This is a genomic window from Bartonella sp. CL162QHHD, assembly GCF_042195435.1.
In the GTDB taxonomy this organism is placed as follows: Bacteria; Pseudomonadota; Alphaproteobacteria; order Rhizobiales; family Rhizobiaceae; genus Bartonella.
In genome coordinates this window covers 20,398-35,239 of sequence record NZ_JBHIOG010000065.1, presented here as the reverse complement: position 1 = coordinate 35,239, position 14,842 = coordinate 20,398, and the positions used below count along the sequence as shown (strand labels likewise).

Annotated in this window: 16 protein-coding genes, 1 other RNA gene and 1 pseudogene; 12 read left to right on the top strand and 6 right to left on the bottom strand. The window is 39.3% G+C overall.

The annotated features are described in order from the left end of the window. Both ACFILD_RS07680 and ACFILD_RS07675 read left to right on the top strand, forming a co-directional pair. Positions 1 to 100, top strand: a pseudogene (locus tag ACFILD_RS07680) (transcriptional regulator); the annotation flags it as partial. Between the two features lie 931 nt (positions 101 to 1,031). Continuing rightward, positions 1,032 to 1,436, top strand: coding sequence for a hypothetical protein (locus ACFILD_RS07675; RefSeq protein WP_375664981.1), 405 nt, complete (start codon positions 1,032 to 1,034; stop codon positions 1,434 to 1,436). Between the two features lie 691 nt (positions 1,437 to 2,127). On the opposite strand, the gene ACFILD_RS07670 is transcribed toward ACFILD_RS07675, so the two are convergent. Together ACFILD_RS07670 and ACFILD_RS07665 are read right to left on the bottom strand one after the other, a co-directional pair. Then, the gene (locus ACFILD_RS07670; RefSeq protein WP_375631463.1) at positions 2,128 to 2,703 is read right to left on the bottom strand and encodes a disulfide bond formation protein B; all 576 of its coding nucleotides are present in this window, start codon (positions 2,701 to 2,703) and stop codon (positions 2,128 to 2,130) included. Between the two features lie 10 nt (positions 2,704 to 2,713). Beyond that, entirely contained in the window at positions 2,714 to 2,866 is a 153-nt protein-coding gene (locus tag ACFILD_RS07665) for a DUF5993 family protein (RefSeq protein WP_273790835.1), read from the bottom strand. A gap of 824 nt (positions 2,867 to 3,690) precedes the next feature. Between ACFILD_RS07665 and purE the strand changes: the two genes are divergently transcribed. Further along, complete coding sequence (gene purE, locus ACFILD_RS07660; RefSeq protein WP_273790836.1) at positions 3,691 to 4,188, top strand: 5-(carboxyamino)imidazole ribonucleotide mutase; 498 nt, start codon at positions 3,691 to 3,693, stop codon at positions 4,186 to 4,188. Here purE and ACFILD_RS07655 read toward each other — a convergent pair. Beyond that, positions 4,126 to 4,524: a hypothetical protein gene (locus ACFILD_RS07655; protein ID WP_375657481.1), complete on the bottom strand. Its 399-nt coding sequence runs from the start codon at positions 4,522 to 4,524 to the stop codon at positions 4,126 to 4,128. The genes purE and ACFILD_RS07655 overlap by 63 nt on opposite strands. Between ACFILD_RS07655 and ACFILD_RS07650 the strand changes: the two genes are divergently transcribed. Continuing rightward, positions 4,523 to 5,605, top strand: coding sequence for a 5-(carboxyamino)imidazole ribonucleotide synthase (locus ACFILD_RS07650; protein ID WP_375631461.1), 1,083 nt, complete (start codon positions 4,523 to 4,525; stop codon positions 5,603 to 5,605). The two genes, ACFILD_RS07655 and ACFILD_RS07650, sit on opposite strands and share 2 nt — an antisense overlap. Positions 5,606 to 6,036: 431 nt before the next feature. Here the strand turns inward: ACFILD_RS07650 and ACFILD_RS07645 are convergent, their stop codons facing one another. Continuing rightward, positions 6,037 to 6,177, bottom strand: coding sequence for a hypothetical protein (locus ACFILD_RS07645; protein WP_273790837.1), 141 nt, complete (start codon positions 6,175 to 6,177; stop codon positions 6,037 to 6,039). Positions 6,178 to 7,034: 857 nt separating this feature from the next. Between ACFILD_RS07645 and ACFILD_RS07640 the strand changes: the two genes are divergently transcribed. Further along, a complete protein-coding gene (locus tag ACFILD_RS07640; RefSeq protein ID WP_273790838.1) occupies positions 7,035 to 7,409 on the top strand; it encodes a hypothetical protein in 375 nt (124 codons plus the stop codon). Continuing rightward, positions 7,402 to 7,575, top strand: a complete 174-nt coding sequence (locus tag ACFILD_RS07635; RefSeq protein WP_375637692.1) for a hypothetical protein — start codon at positions 7,402 to 7,404, stop codon at positions 7,573 to 7,575. Before ACFILD_RS07640 ends, ACFILD_RS07635 begins: the two co-directional genes overlap by 8 nt. A 383-nt stretch (positions 7,576 to 7,958) precedes the next feature. Here ACFILD_RS07635 and ACFILD_RS07630 read toward each other — a convergent pair whose 3' ends face one another. Next, positions 7,959 to 8,123, bottom strand: coding sequence for a hypothetical protein (locus ACFILD_RS07630; RefSeq protein WP_375664978.1), 165 nt, complete (start codon positions 8,121 to 8,123; stop codon positions 7,959 to 7,961). Between the two features lie 978 nt (positions 8,124 to 9,101). Between ACFILD_RS07630 and ykgO the strand changes: the two genes are divergently transcribed. After that, complete coding sequence (gene ykgO / locus ACFILD_RS07625) at positions 9,102 to 9,227, top strand: type B 50S ribosomal protein L36 (protein WP_004863016.1); 126 nt, start codon at positions 9,102 to 9,104, stop codon at positions 9,225 to 9,227. Between the two features lie 157 nt (positions 9,228 to 9,384). Further along, a complete protein-coding gene (locus ACFILD_RS07620; RefSeq protein WP_375631458.1) occupies positions 9,385 to 10,170 on the top strand; it encodes a tetratricopeptide repeat protein in 786 nt (261 codons plus the stop codon). Positions 10,171 to 11,052: 882 nt separating this feature from the next. Here ACFILD_RS07620 and ACFILD_RS07615 read toward each other — a convergent pair. Continuing rightward, on the bottom strand, positions 11,053 to 12,753 hold the full coding sequence (locus tag ACFILD_RS07615; protein ID WP_375654331.1) for a DNA polymerase: 1,701 nt from the start codon (positions 12,751 to 12,753) through the stop codon (positions 11,053 to 11,055). A gap of 559 nt (positions 12,754 to 13,312) precedes the next feature. Between ACFILD_RS07615 and ssrS the strand changes: the two genes are divergently transcribed. From ssrS to ACFILD_RS07595, 4 genes are all read left to right on the top strand, one after another. Continuing rightward, positions 13,313 to 13,473: non-coding RNA, 6S RNA (gene ssrS, locus ACFILD_RS07610), on the top strand. Between the two features lie 674 nt (positions 13,474 to 14,147). Further along, positions 14,148 to 14,324, top strand: a complete 177-nt coding sequence (locus tag ACFILD_RS07605; RefSeq protein WP_375664976.1) for a hypothetical protein — start codon at positions 14,148 to 14,150, stop codon at positions 14,322 to 14,324. Between the two features lie 31 nt (positions 14,325 to 14,355). Continuing rightward, on the top strand, positions 14,356 to 14,532 hold the full coding sequence (locus tag ACFILD_RS07600) for a hypothetical protein (protein ID WP_375664974.1): 177 nt from the start codon (positions 14,356 to 14,358) through the stop codon (positions 14,530 to 14,532). A 30-nt stretch (positions 14,533 to 14,562) separates the two neighbouring features. Further along, a complete protein-coding gene (locus ACFILD_RS07595; RefSeq protein ID WP_375664971.1) occupies positions 14,563 to 14,739 on the top strand; it encodes a hypothetical protein in 177 nt (58 codons plus the stop codon). Positions 14,740 to 14,842: the final 103 nt, after the last annotated feature.

Genomic DNA, 14,842 nt, shown 5'->3' with positions numbered 1-14,842 from the left:
TCAAGAAACATACAGCGAAAAAGAACATTCACTTTTGAAAAATTTTAGAGAGCTCCAGCCGAAAAAACAAAAAGCAATCTTATGGTTGATTTCTGATTAAGCAAAAGCGCACACAAAGCATAAATCCTCCGCATCATTTTACATTTTACGGATCAACGTTTTGATGCTTCTCCACATTTACAGAAAGCAGCCAAATGAAACTTTCAAATTCCCCTCGCACCACTTTGTAAACATAGGTTTGTCAACAATACAGCTTCTTGCCTAGCCAATCTCCCCCAAGCACTTCAGATCACAACACCACAAAGAATGATGTTGCATCAAACGCGACAGATACGTCCTATTTTAAAATATTCTTGCCCCTTCGCTATCCTAAAGTAAGATCACACAAAGCACCGGTCAATCTCACTTCAAAAGCAACTTTCCCCACACCCTCTCTCCTCTCTGGTCAACACAACCCACCTCTTCACCCCCACACCCTCTCTCCTCTCCCATCAACACAACCCACCTCTTCACCCCCACACCCTCTCTCCTCAACACCCCCACCTCTTCATCCCAACTCCCCCTCCCTTCATAAGACTCTTCACCCCACCCCCTCTCTCCTCTCCCATCAACACCCCCACCTCTTCATCCCCACACCCCAATCTTCTCTCCACATTCCATGCCATGATAAAATCATACACCACGCATAAAGTCCCAGCTTCCTTTTTTACATATTTCCGTTTTTACGCTTTTACGTATTTACAGAAAGCAGAAAATCTGTAAAAAATGCATTACACAATAACGTATTCAACAACTGTCATTAAAATCTCGCCTCCCTTTTCATCTAAATCCCCCCTATTTTCACTTAAATCATAGATATAAACTGCCCTATTATTTGTATTGACCAGCATAAAATTTTTCGACAAATTCTAGCCATCAAAAGGGTTCATAAAAAGCATTTTACGACTTTTAAAAGAATTTTTATTTACATCCAGTGCTTTTTTGTAACGTAGAAGAGTACATTTAATTAATTGACTATAAGAAAGTTTGAGATGAGAGAAGCTTTTCGTTTTTCTCATTCAACATTCGCAACGATAACTTATCCTTATAAGTCAATATTTTTTCGTAATACAAAACGCACCAAAAGGAATAGACTTGCGTTGCATATTCACACGCTTATTTTAAAGAAAGATCTCTCAACGCTCGTCACACCCATTTTGCAAAACGCCGCCCGTAAAGGAATGGTTAAAGCCCCCATGAAGTGTATAAAATCCATTCAGCCCCCTTATCTTTACGCTTATGGAGAAACAAGTTTACGCTTATGGAAAAACGAGGCTGGCATCATCACAAAAACTCTGCCAGCTCCCAATGTTGCAGACAGCCTTCGGTTCAAGAGACTCTTCATTAAAGGCATGCCTTTCTTGTACAGTTTTGCCCCACATGCCCCCCGCTTATGATGTACAAGCAAGTAATTTTAATTGATTTAATATAAGAGAACTGGTGATGAGAAATTTTTATTATATTCAGCGAAGTGCTTCACGTTAAAAATGGTTATTTATCATTATAAATCAATATATTAATAAAAAAAGAGGCATCATCAAGACGCTTACCTTTTTCTCAAAAAAGGCTTCACACTGAAAGAAAACATCTAAAAGTTAGATAAAAAAAAGGTTTGCCTCTAATAAACAAACCTCTGCAGAAAATTATTCACATAACTTTCAAAATTTTAAATTAATCCCTCTAGAAGCAATAAAAACACTTTAGAAGCACCAAAATGAATACAAAAACTTATTTAACACAATGTTACGAAAAATCAAGAACAAAAATTTTTTATCGTTAATGCTCTAAAAAAACGAGGCTTCTTAACCCACGTGGCTCAGCAGTCCGGGGCTTCTCTACAAACGCCTCCAAGCCAATCAATCCCTTCATCTCTCTCAAAAGACAGCATAAAAGGTGCACAGTACAAGTCTTCGCTAAAAAAATATCAATCGCCAGCGCTCATAAAAACCAGCGTTAGTATAAAAGATCAGATTATCGAACAATCTTGCTAAAATGTCTTCCCAATAAATAAAAAAGAAGCGGATTTTTAAATATTCCGCCTCTTTAACAATAAAAATTACGATGAGGGATTATTAAACAAATTCGAAACTATGAAGGGAACCAACTTGATAACAACTCATACCTTACAGGATCATCGGCACATTGCCCACCACCACATTCCAGTATGGTAGAAATCAAATTTGCCGCAATCAAAAATACAAATAAGAAACTTGCTGCTTTACTCAAGACTGGAAAAGGAGAAAATTCTTTGAACTTGTGTGCCAATTCGCCTAAAATCATGACAAATGAGACAGCAAAGATACAAAGGACAGAAATAATGAAAGCCCAAGTATAAAAATGCAATCCAAAAAACGTTGAACCGTATCCTAAATCATCGGGTGTGATATGCAAAAACACTTGTCGTGCTGCCACAGCACTGGTTACCATACAACCGAGAATAACCATACCATAATGGGTATTTTTCACCTTATGGTGAATATTGAGCAAGAACCCACAACCTGCCAGTATCAATCCAACGCGCTGCAGCAAACAAAGGGGACAAGGTAACTCAAACTTTACCAATTGATAATAAAAAGCCACCACCAAGACAATGGATAACCCAAAGAGTCCTAGCGTATTCATAAAGATGACGAAGTGAGGGTTTTTTTGTTCAACATGTTCCATGGCTATTCTCTCAAAAAGATAAATTTAAAGTAGAAGTTGCGTGATGATTGAAAGTGAGAAGAATGACAACGAATAAAATTGCCCACAAAGCATAACTTATATTTTTTTTACCACACATAGTCGTTACAGCAGTACCTAAAGCGATTAAAAATGGAAGAAACATAGCTTTTAAATCTCCTTTACATCCGTTGTTTAACTCTTATTTATTTCAGCGTTCACCATATTACAAAATTGGGCAAAAAAGAGACCATGGATTTATTATTCACAATTCGTCATTCGCGATTGATATTGCCATTATATTTAAGGGAAAAACGATATAATCGCTAAGAAACAGATCTCAACAAAAGCGTTAAAAGCACAAAAGCGTTGATTATTCGCTTCCCCTTAATATCAGCCATTGTTAAATATATATTGACAATTATAAAGATTATATCCCCCCACTCACAAAAGAATCACTTGAACAACAAAATAAATAGGCTTTGAAATCGAGAGATATACATCTCTTTATTTCTCAAAAGAATATCTTTATTTCTCAAAAGAATATCCTCACTTTGCAACGCATTTTCGCCATAAAAATCTCTTTTTCTCATAAGCAATGTTTCAAATTGCAACAGATTTTATATCATATGGTGATCTTGTTTATTTTAGCAAATAAAAAGTAAGACATTTTTTTAAAAAACTTATAATCAATGTATTTTTCCCAATATATTTTTCCCTTTTACAATGCCGCAAGCTTAACAGCCTCATGGATCCAACACCACCCCTTAACACCTCTCCTCAAAATTCATCTCCCCCCAAAAAAAGAAGTGCTTCATGCCTTCAATACTTTAGTTTTTCATCTCTTGGTCTCCCCCTTTAAATTTTTAGCTTTCCACCTTATTTGAAAAATAACTGTTTCTCTGTCATCAATTGGCTTTGCAAAGAGAATATAAAACTTTAAAAAAATAATGATAAAGAATCGCATTGAACCTTTGAAAAGGATAGTGAATGATGAAAAAATCATGTGATGTCGCGATTTTAATGGGGAGCCAATCGGATTGGCAAACGATGTGCCATAGTGCAGATATTTTGACGAGTCTTGGTATTTCTCATAGTTCGCATATTGTCTCAGCACACCGAACTCCTGAACGCCTTTATCAATTTGCAAAAGAAGCAAAAGAAGCAGGGTTTAAAGTTTTAATTGCCGGAGCGGGGGGTGCAGCGCATCTTCCAGGTATGTTAGCAGCCCTTACTCCTCTTCCTGTTTTTGGCGTTCCAGTGCATTCTCATTCTCTTTCTGGTCAAGATTCTTTGCTTTCAATCGTGCAAATGCCAGCAGGGATACCCGTTGGCACATTAGCAATTGGCAAAGCAGGCGCAATTAATGCAGCACTTTTAGCCGCAGCCGTTATGGCCGTTTATGACCATGATCTCGCCCAACGATTAGAAGATTGGCGTCAACAACAAACAGCCAATGTCGCCCAAACGCCTGTAACGGAGGTTTAAAATGGCACCGTTTTTCAACGCCCCCTCAGCCAACACTACTCTCTCCTCCAACACCGCCCCTTCAGCCAACGCCACCCCTTCAGCCAACGCCACCCTCTCCTCCAACACCACTCCCTCAGCCAACACCACTCTCTCCTCCAACAGCACTCCCTCAGCCAACGCCGCCCCCTCAGCCAACACTACTCTCTCCTCCAACGCCACCCCTTCAGCCAACGCCACCCTCTCCTCCAACGTCACCCCTTCAGCCAACGCCACCCTCTCCTCCAACGCCCCCTCAGCCAACGCCACTCCCTCAGCCAACACTACTCTCTCCTCCAACGCCACTCCCTCAGCCATGTTACCTCCAGGCAGCGTCATTGGTTTAATCGGGGGCGGACAATTAGCACGGATGCTCGCCATAGCGGCCGCAGAATTAGGATTTCGAACCGTTATTTTTTGCCCTGAAGCCGATTGCCCAGCCGCTCAAACAGCAAACAACCATATTGTTTCCTCCTATGACGATACATCAGCTTTAGATCATTTTATTTCTCAATGTGATGTTGTCAGCTATGAATTTGAAAATCTTTCTCTTCAAACGGTTCAATATGTAGAAAAGAGTAAGCCTGTTTATCCTTCTTCCAAAGCATTAGAGATCACGCAAGATCGACTTTTTGAGAAGCAATTTTTGCGTGATCAAGGGATTGGCACCGCGTCATGGCACGCTATTGACAATTCTTCTTCTCTTCTTTCCGCTCTTGATACTTTAGGCGGACGTGGTCTTTTAAAGACGCGTCGTTTTGGTTATGACGGCAAAAACCAGATCAAGCTTGATCACCCCAATGAACAAACCCTTGACGAAGCCTTAAGGACTTTTCAGGAACAGCCTTGTATTTTGGAAGAAATAGTTCCTTTTTTATCGGAAATTTCGGTTCTTTCTGCCCGCACAAAACAAGGGGAACATATTTTTTATGATTGCCCTGAAAACCAACACAAACACGGAATTCTTCATAAATCCTTTGTTCCATCCCATATTCCACTTGACGTGCAAAAAGCAGCTCAAGAAATCAGCTTAACAGTCATGGATGCCCTCGATTATGTTGGTGTTCTTTGTATTGAGTTTTTTGTCTTAACGGATGGTCATCTTTTAGTGAATGAATTAGCGCCGCGTGTCCATAATTCTGGTCATTGGACACAAAAGGCATGCATAACTTCACAATTTGAACAGCATATCCGTGCTATTTGCGGACTTCCCTTAGGCAGTCCCTATCGCCATAGCGATTGCCAAATGACCAATCTTCTTGGTAACAATTTTAGCACGTTAAAATATTTTCTAAAGCAAGAGCACACCTCGATCCATTTATATGGCAAAAGCACTGTTCACCCCCACCGCAAAATGGGGCACGTCATCCAATTATTGGGACCAGCCAACAAATCTTAAGCCCACATACATACAAATGCTTTTTCACACTATCTCCCAATGAACTGAAAAAACAAAAGCTTCACCCCACACCGATATCCCGCGGCTTCAACAGCGCCCCTAACCTTTTAATTCGCCCCTGACAGGGCGTGAAGCCCTCCTACAAGCTCCTTCTCTTCCATGCCCCCACCCTCAAAGATACAAAACCACATCAATCAACAATCCAACAGCTCCTCCTCCTTTTCTCAAAAAAGTCCCCCCACGACTAAAAGCAATTCACCAGCCCCCAAGTTCATCACCCCTCCACCTTCCACCGCATAAATATTCCCCCATAACAAAAGCTTCACCCCACACCGATATCCCGCGGCTTCAACAGCGCCCCTAACCTTTTAATTCGCCCTGACAGGGCGTGAAGCCCTCCTACAAGCTCCTTCTCTTCCATGCCCCCACCCTCAAAGATACAAAACCACACCAATCAACAATCCAACAGCTCCTCCTCCTTTTCTCAAAAAAGTCCCCCCACGACTAAAAACAATCCACCAACCCCCAAGTTCATCACCCCTCCACCTTCCACCGCATAAATATTCCCCCATAACATACGCAGCCCCTTCATTTTTCTTTTAATGCCAATCTTTAGGCCTTTTAATTCCAACCTTTAGAGGATAAACTTACCTCTTGCAGCCTATAGAGAGCATTCTAACAATGCGTTCTCATTGCCTCTAGTCTCCCTTCTTGTGTTCATTCTTTCACAAAAGTGCCAAGCGCCGCTCCGCACCACCCCTTGAGTTTCATGTCAAAGATATAATTACAGTACTAAGCTTATCCATCATAGCAATATCCTCTCTCCCCTCATAAGGCGATATTACCTGTGTCGTATTTTCTAGAGCTTGAAGCGTCTCTCCTTATTTCATTTCGCAATAAAGCTTAAAATAGCAGATAAACATACAACTACACACCGAAAGAAAACCGTAAATTTAGCTTACACTCTAAAACAACAACCGTTTAAAATATCACTCACTTTAATATCTGTAATATTTGTCACCTTCGTTATGTCTATCGCCTTCGTTCTTTCCCCTATAAAATTACGTTATTCAAATTTGAGCGCCTAACCGCGCTCAAGGACGAAGATTCCTGTGCCGATCTGTCAACAATCAAGCTTTTCTTAAGTAAATTCAACCGGCTAAACACTTCAATATTAAATGCCTCTTCGCCTGTAGTTTAGTGATAAAATATAATTGTACTCACAAAACGAATCTTTTATACAGCGGCACGAAAAATTGTACATGCCTCATAATAATAAAGGGAAGATGCGCTACAGACGTAGCAAGTCATTCGTATTATAATTATAACAAGTACAGAAATCTTTTTTTATTTCATAAACATAGTCTGAGAAACTGAGTTATTCGCTTTATCAAAAGACAAAACCCTCAAGAAACAAACGAATATCAACATGACAAAACCAAACCTATCAAATGCATCACCAAAAGAACAAAATGATACATCTTCTCAATGGGACTTAGTCCTCGATATCCAAAAAGAAGTTAAGGAAACATTAAAGGCTGGTGTTGTTTCACTGAGAGAGTTTATATTCATAATTTTTATAAGCGTCTGTTTATACATTTTCCTCTCAATATTAGGCAGTGCGGATAAACCTCAGATGAATGTAGCAACTGCAATCGGGCTGATATGCGCATTAATTCTGTACGGTTCGATACCAATCTTTTTGGTGCTACGGATCATAGTAAAGAAGAAACTGAAAAAAGTAATGAAACAACTAGACGAAGCGGTTGCTAATCAAAATACAATAAGGAGAGAAAATGACTGAAGCTATAATATTAGGACGCATTCTAGGGATCCTTGGCGGTTGTGCAATAATAACATTATCCGTTTGGCTTGTTTATTCTACCATTAAATATCGAAAACTGTACCGTAAAGCGCTTACAGGACTAAACTTAGCAATTCAAAAATGGAATAAAGAAATTAATAAATAAAAAAAATCGTGAAAAACGTGGTATTAAAATACCATAATTCTTATTTTCATATTTCTAGACGTATTTAATGTGATTCCCAGTTATTGAAGGCCCATATTGAGGGTATGAGATTTTTCATAAGGGGACGTTTGAAACTATAGGCACGGCGTACACAAATACAAGAAACAATTCCAACGGCGCCCCCTCTTCCCCCACTTCAAGCATTTCAGCCGGCGCACGTACCTGACAGGGCTTCACGAGCCCCCAAAAACAAGCCTCTTGCGTTTTAAGAAGCCCCCCCCTTGCCCTTAACGACAAAAAAACCACACCAAATCAACAATCCAACGGCGCCCCCTCTTCCCCCACTTTAAGCATTTCAGCCGGCGCACGCACCTGACAGGGCTTCACAAGCCCCCACAAACAAGCCCCTTGCGTTTTAAGAAGCCCCCCTTGCCCTTAACGACAAAAAAACCACACCAAATCAACAATCCAACGGCGCCCCCTCTTCCCCCCACGTTAAGCCTTTCAGCCGGCGCACGCACCTGACAGGGCTTCACAAGCCCCCACAAACAAGCCCCTTGCGTTTTAAGAAGCCCCCCTTGCCCTTAACGACAAAAAACCACACCACTTCAACAATCCAACGGCGCCCCCTCTTCCCCCCACGTTAAGCATTTCAGCCGGCGCACGCACCTGACAGGGCTTCACGAGCCCGCAACAAACAAGCCCCTTGCGTTTTAAGAAGCCCCCCCTTGCCCTTAACGACAAAAAACCACACCAATCAACAATCCAACGCCTCCCCCTCTTTCCCCCCAACTTCAAGCATTTCAGCCGGCGCACGTACCTGACAGGGCTTCACGAGCCCCCACAAACAAGCCTCTTGCGTTTTAAGAAGCCCCCCTTGCCCTTAACGACAAAAAAACCACACCAATCAACAATCCAACGCCTCCCCCTCTTTCCCCCCAACTTCAAGCATTTCAGCCGGCGCACGTACCTGACAGGGCTTCACGCGCCCCCACAAACAAGCCTCTTGCGTTTTAAGAAGCCCCCCTTGCCCTTAACGACAAAAAAACCACACCAACTTCAACAATCCAACGGCTCAACAGCGCTCCTGATCTTTCAACACTCCCTAACAGAGCTTATTTGTTTAAAGCTGAAAAGGCTTTTACTTTTTTCCACTCTTTGTGCTTTTTTGTGTCCTTTTTTTACGAGAAAATTTTTACCTTCAAGGCAACCATTAACACACCCTAAGGAATTTGTAAGGGATATACCCTTGACAAGAATAAGACTTCTTGCTAGATCTCTCCTACTTTTTTGCAATTTTCACTTATCGTTGTGCTAATGAAGTGGTTAGTGCGTACCTTAAGAGTGCGCTTTTCTTTTTGTGATCACAGTGAAAAAGTGTATCGTGTGATGTTATAATGCAAGTACGATATCGCAATGCAATGCTCATAGAGTAAGCAGTCTATTGGGGTTGTGGTATTATATTTTAGTGTTGTATTATAGTATTATAGTATTGTGTTACGTAAACTATTTAAACGGTGAATATGATGAAAATTAAAAATTCGCTTAAAGCACTAAAAGAGCGCCACCGTAACAATCGTTTGGTGCGTCGTAAGGGTCGTGTTTATATTCTTAATAAAACGAACCCACGTTTTAGAGCACGTCAGGGCTAATTCTTTTAGGGCTAATTTCTTTAAGGTCAATGTTTTTATGCCTACTTTTATTGTAGGCTTAAAAGTTTTTTCTTGCGTTTTTTTGGTTATAAGTCCGTTGATTACAAGTCTAGTATTTGATAATATTTGGTGATTTATCTTTTGGGGGCTTGTTTTTATGGATTCTTTTATTTTTTTAAAAGCCTTTCGATTTTTTCAGCTGCGTTTTTTCTGTATTTTTCAGCGCGCGTTTTTTCTTTTTTTTGTTGGCGTTTTTTGTTTTGTTCCCTCGAGCTATGGGCAAAATCCTCCTTCTCTTCCTGAAGATCGGCCTTCTCCACAATCGCTTTTACCGTTAGATGATCTTATTCCCAATTCTCCTCCCCCTTCCTCAACGCCCTCCGATTCTGATTCCTCGGCGGTTATTCTTGAAGATCTTGACAAAGAGCAGCTTTCCCATGTTGACAGAGTTAAGCAACGCAAAGAAGCAGAAATTTCACGTTTACTCAAAGAATTGAAATATTGTGCTGATGTTGCTAAAGCGAAAAAGATCAGTCAACAACTTCAACATTTATGGTCCCAATCGGGGAGTGAGACGATTGATCTTTTAATGTCATGGGCTGAAAATGCACTCAACAGCGATGATTATGGACTTGCGCTTGATTATATTGACAATGCTCTTGCACTTTTACCTACTCATTCTGAAGCTTGGGTAAGGCGTGCTTGGATTCACATTCAACTGAACGATTTCAAGCTTGCCCTGCTTGATCTCAACCATGCTCTTGAACTTGAGCCGCGCAATTATAGTGCTTTTTTTGAACTTGGCGTTGTCATGGAAGCAACGGAGCGTCCAAAACTTGCTCTTAAAGCTTATGAAACAGCATTGGATTACTATCCACAAATGCGCAGGATTCAAAAGCGCGTGCAAGCTCTGTTAGACGAACAATCACCCCAAGCTCTTTAAAACCATTCAAGAACAAGACACTTTACGGCATCCTTTCAAACTTAGATAAGACGCCAGCCTGCTTCACATTCCACTCAATAAACTCAGTCCCTGCACACGCCATCAAACACCATCCCAAGAAATTTTCCCCCCCCAAGCAATTGACAATGTCTTTTTTGAATTTGGACCTTTTTTGTATTGAAGGCAGGGTCCAAACACTTCCAATATACTTCCTTCAGAATTTCTCTCATAGCAAAAAAACGCTGCACGCCTGCGTTCTCTTCACACCGCCTCTTTTTTTCACTATCCCTCCATCATGGATAAAAAGATGATAAAACACGATCCTCAAAAAATATTTTTTGAAAAAAGCTTAAAACATCGCTTAGCCCCTCTGATAAATAGTCATCGTCTTTTTTTTATTTTTATAAAACCATAGCAGCACATACCGTATCGGCTCTCTCCCCCCCTCAAAGTTGATAAAACAGCACTGAAATATTCCCTACAAGGAAAAAACTTCAAAGACGCAACGTCAGTTAAACAAACATTCTTGAATAAGAAATATTTCCCCTTCAAAGCTCCCCGAAACATTCCCCCCGAAACATAAAAATCAAGCGATTGCCAATGCATATCCTCCCCACACCTTAAAGCACGAAGTCTCTTAACCCACTTCGGACTGTAAACAATCCGAATTCTAGTAGACTTCACTTGGTTTCCCACATATGGGATTTTCTTAAACTTAAGGACATTGACCACACACATAAAAACATTGAACCTATCAAGGATAGCAACCTTATATTGCCAGTAAATAACAGTATGTTACGCCATAACAGGATAAAATTTGATACCATCACGACTTTCTATGCACGTTTTCATCTCCCAGTATAGTCACTTTCCTATTTTCCTTTAAATTGGAACAAATCTTTCTATTGGGTATAGACCACCAACACCCATTTTAAAATCTGTCATTTTAACGCTTTTACCAAGTTGAAAATCATCCAATGACTTGATATGAGGCGTTAATTTGTCAGAAGGTATATATGGGCAAACTGCTTGAAAAGTATTATCTTCAAATTGCAAACAATACCGACGACGAGCTAAATATTTAGCTGCTATAATTTTCTTTTTATTTTCTAATTTCCAAGCCCCTATTTTAGAGGGATGAATATCTAATTTTTTAGCATTTTCAGTTTTGAAACAATGGATACTATCAGTGTCACAATAGATAAAATTTTCAAGTCCAATTTTGTAAATAGACTCAATTAAAAACATACGAGCATAGCTTCCAGCAAATAAAGAAATTGGCAAATAACCACATTTTTGGAATATTGTTTCACCCCAAATAAATCTAAGAACATCATTTTCAAATTCGATATATCTTTTAATTCTATGAGGACGTTCAGCCATTTTTCCACATAATGAATTAAGAAACATTTTTCCTATTCTGCTGATTGTTTTATCTGAAGAATTTTTCAATTCAAAAAATTCATCAATATAATCAGTAAAAAGGTCATCTCTTGCTTGAAAGAGATAACCATCTAATAATTCCAAATTTTGGTAGTGATAAGATTGTTTAAACAATTCAAATTCTTGTAATGTTAACATGAATATTTTTTTATGTTCACATTCGTGTTCAGATAAAATTTGTAAATATTCAACACCCCCAGATGATGATTGTGTGTTATTATTTAAAATAGGTATTTTGTTTTCTCTTAATTCTGCTGAATTTATATAAAATCTTTGAAGACCTAGAGGGTGTAAGTCATTAGTTTCAATTTTACCTTTTTTATAAAGAGGTGCCCCTATAGGTAATTGTTTTAACATCATAGCAGGGCCCATACTATTGACATCATAAATTTCAATTTCTTTATTTATGAATTTACCCATATATCTATTAAAAAAACAAAAACCACCGTCATTTGCTTTTCTAAAAATATAATCATCACCTTCTTCTAAAGATGGGAATAAATATGTTTCTGCTTTAATTTTTGTAAATTTTTTAAACATTTTTTCTGACCATACAGCTTTAGCATCAGCTGCAAAAGTCATTTTATTTCTTCCCCATTGGAGTCTTTTTTTGAGAGCAATGGCTAATCCCTTGCTTTCATTCACACAGCAATCGATATCATTTTGATGAATAATAACATCATCAATGCACTCAAAGAGAGAAGATTCACTTTGTTTTAAATCGGTAAAAGCTGTTATTATGTCTTGCAAAGGAACTAAAAATAACTCTAATGAATCGAATAGATAAACTCTTTTTGATTTATTTGATTGAAATGCAAGTTCCGATCTAAGAACTCTAGCATTTTGCGAGATAAAATCATAAAATTTAGGTGTTATAAGATCATTTTGATTAAAATGACACCAAGATCGAATAATAGCATAATCATAGTTTAGGTTATAAGCATAAAATCTTGTACTGTTTTCTATTTTTTTCACAAATTCTAAAAAAAGTCTAACAGGATCACCATCGTTTATTGTAAAAACAGTGATATCTGTTAGATCTTCAACATTAACAATTGAAACCATATAGGGCTTAACAGGTTCTTTAATTGTCGCCTTGAAAGTAAAAGTATATAATTTTCTAAAGTTGATAAGTCTCATGTTTCCTCCCTTTTTAGATTTTATCACCTCTTTATTGTGTTTGCTTCATTCTAAAGACAAAAAATATTTATCTTTTACTATATTTCGCTCTTCACGAACACTCTCATAGCCTTCACCCCATGATTGGAGATACCTTTTTACACTTAGAAAATCATAGAAACGAAAAGCGTTCACAATTTGCCCTCAAAGTTGATAAAACAGCCCTAAAATACTCCCCACGAGGCAAAAACTTCAAAGAAGCAATATCAATTGAACAAACATCCTTGAATAAGAAATATTCCCTTCAAAGCTCCTCCAAGTATTCCCGCGAAACATAAAAATCAAGCATTGTCCCAAAAGAGCCAGTCAAGCCATTGCCAATAAACCGTTCTACGTCACTCAAACACCCACCCCCACTCATATTTTTGCTTTTTTACTTTGAATAAGCCATCCATCATACAGCCATTTCGAGCAACCACCGACAATATCATCAATCTCTCCTGAAATACTTTATGAAAAAGAAGAGAGCGAGGTTATTTTATCTCTAGCAGAAACTCTGAAATTGTTTTATATTAAGGAGGGTGTTCTGCGCTTCTCGACAGGAAATAACGTATTCCTGAGACCTTAATGATCTCCAAGGGAGCTGTCCCTGATCAAGCCCGTGGGCTTTTTCATATGGCGCCCACCTATTTGTATAGGTTCCCGGGATCAGCTTTTTCCATCGGCTGTTGTGGATCACCCTTTATTTGTATAACTTTTTTGCATAAAAATTTTTCCAGCTAAAATTGAGAGCGTCCTTTTACATAAGACCAATGACGATACTCTCTTTTCAAGAAATAAAAATGACGAGGGGCTTTATTTTATAAAACAGACAGCACTGACAAAATAATCCCCTCTGTGAATCTGCTTCATCCCTTCGCACGCAAGCAACGCAAGAGCGGCTTGTTGCACCAAGATACCCCCTATAAAGAGCACACACTTTTTTTCATGCTTTTTTCATGAGCACAGCTCTTGTCCATACAGAGATTTACAAAACGCCAACAATGGATAAAATGCCAGCATCTTATTAAAACAATTGACGAGACAATGACACAAAATCCCCTCTGTGAATCTGCTTCACCCCTTCGCACGCAAGCAGCGCAAAAGCGGTTTATCGCACCAAGATACCCCCTATAAAGAGCACACACTTTTTTTCATGCTTTTTTCATGAGCACAGCTCTTGTCCATACAGAGATTTACAAAACGCCAACAATGGATAAAAGGCCAGCATCTTATTAAAACAAATGACGAGACAATGACACAAAATCCCCTCTGTGAATCTGCTTCACCCCTTCGCACGCAAGCAGCGCAAAAGCGGTTTATCGCACCAAGATACCCCCTATAAAGAGCACACACTTTTTTTCATGCTTTTTTTCATGAGCACAGCTCTTGTCCTAACAGGGATTTACAAAACGCCAACAATGGATAAAATATCAGCATCTTATAAAACAATTGACGAGACAATTACACAACCGCCCCTCTGTGAATCTGCTTCATCCCTTCGCACGCAAGCAGCGCAAGAGCGGTTTATCGCACCAAGATGCCCCCTATAAAGAGCACACGCTTTTTTTGATGCTTTTTTTCATGAGCACAGCTCTTGTCCTAACAGAGATTTACAAAACGCCAACAATGGATAAAATATCAGCATCTTATAAAACAATTGACGAGACAATGACACAAAATCCCCTCTGTGAATCTGCTTCACCCCTTCGCACGCAAGCAGCGCAAGAGCGGCTTGTTGCACCAAGATACCCCCTATAAAGAGCACACACTTTTTTTCATGCTTTTTTCATGAGCACAGCTCTTGTCCATACAGAGATTTACAAAACGCCAACAATGGATAAAATATCAGCATCTTATAAAACAATTGACGAGACAATGACACAAAATCCCCTCTGTGAATCTGCTTCACCCCTTCGCACGCAAGCAGCGCAAGAGCGGCTTGTTGCACCAAGATACCCCCTATAAAGAGCACACACTTTTTTCATGCTTTTTTTCATGAGCACAGCTCTTGTCCTAACAGAGATTTACAAAACGCCAACAATGGATAAAATACCAGCATCTTATAAAA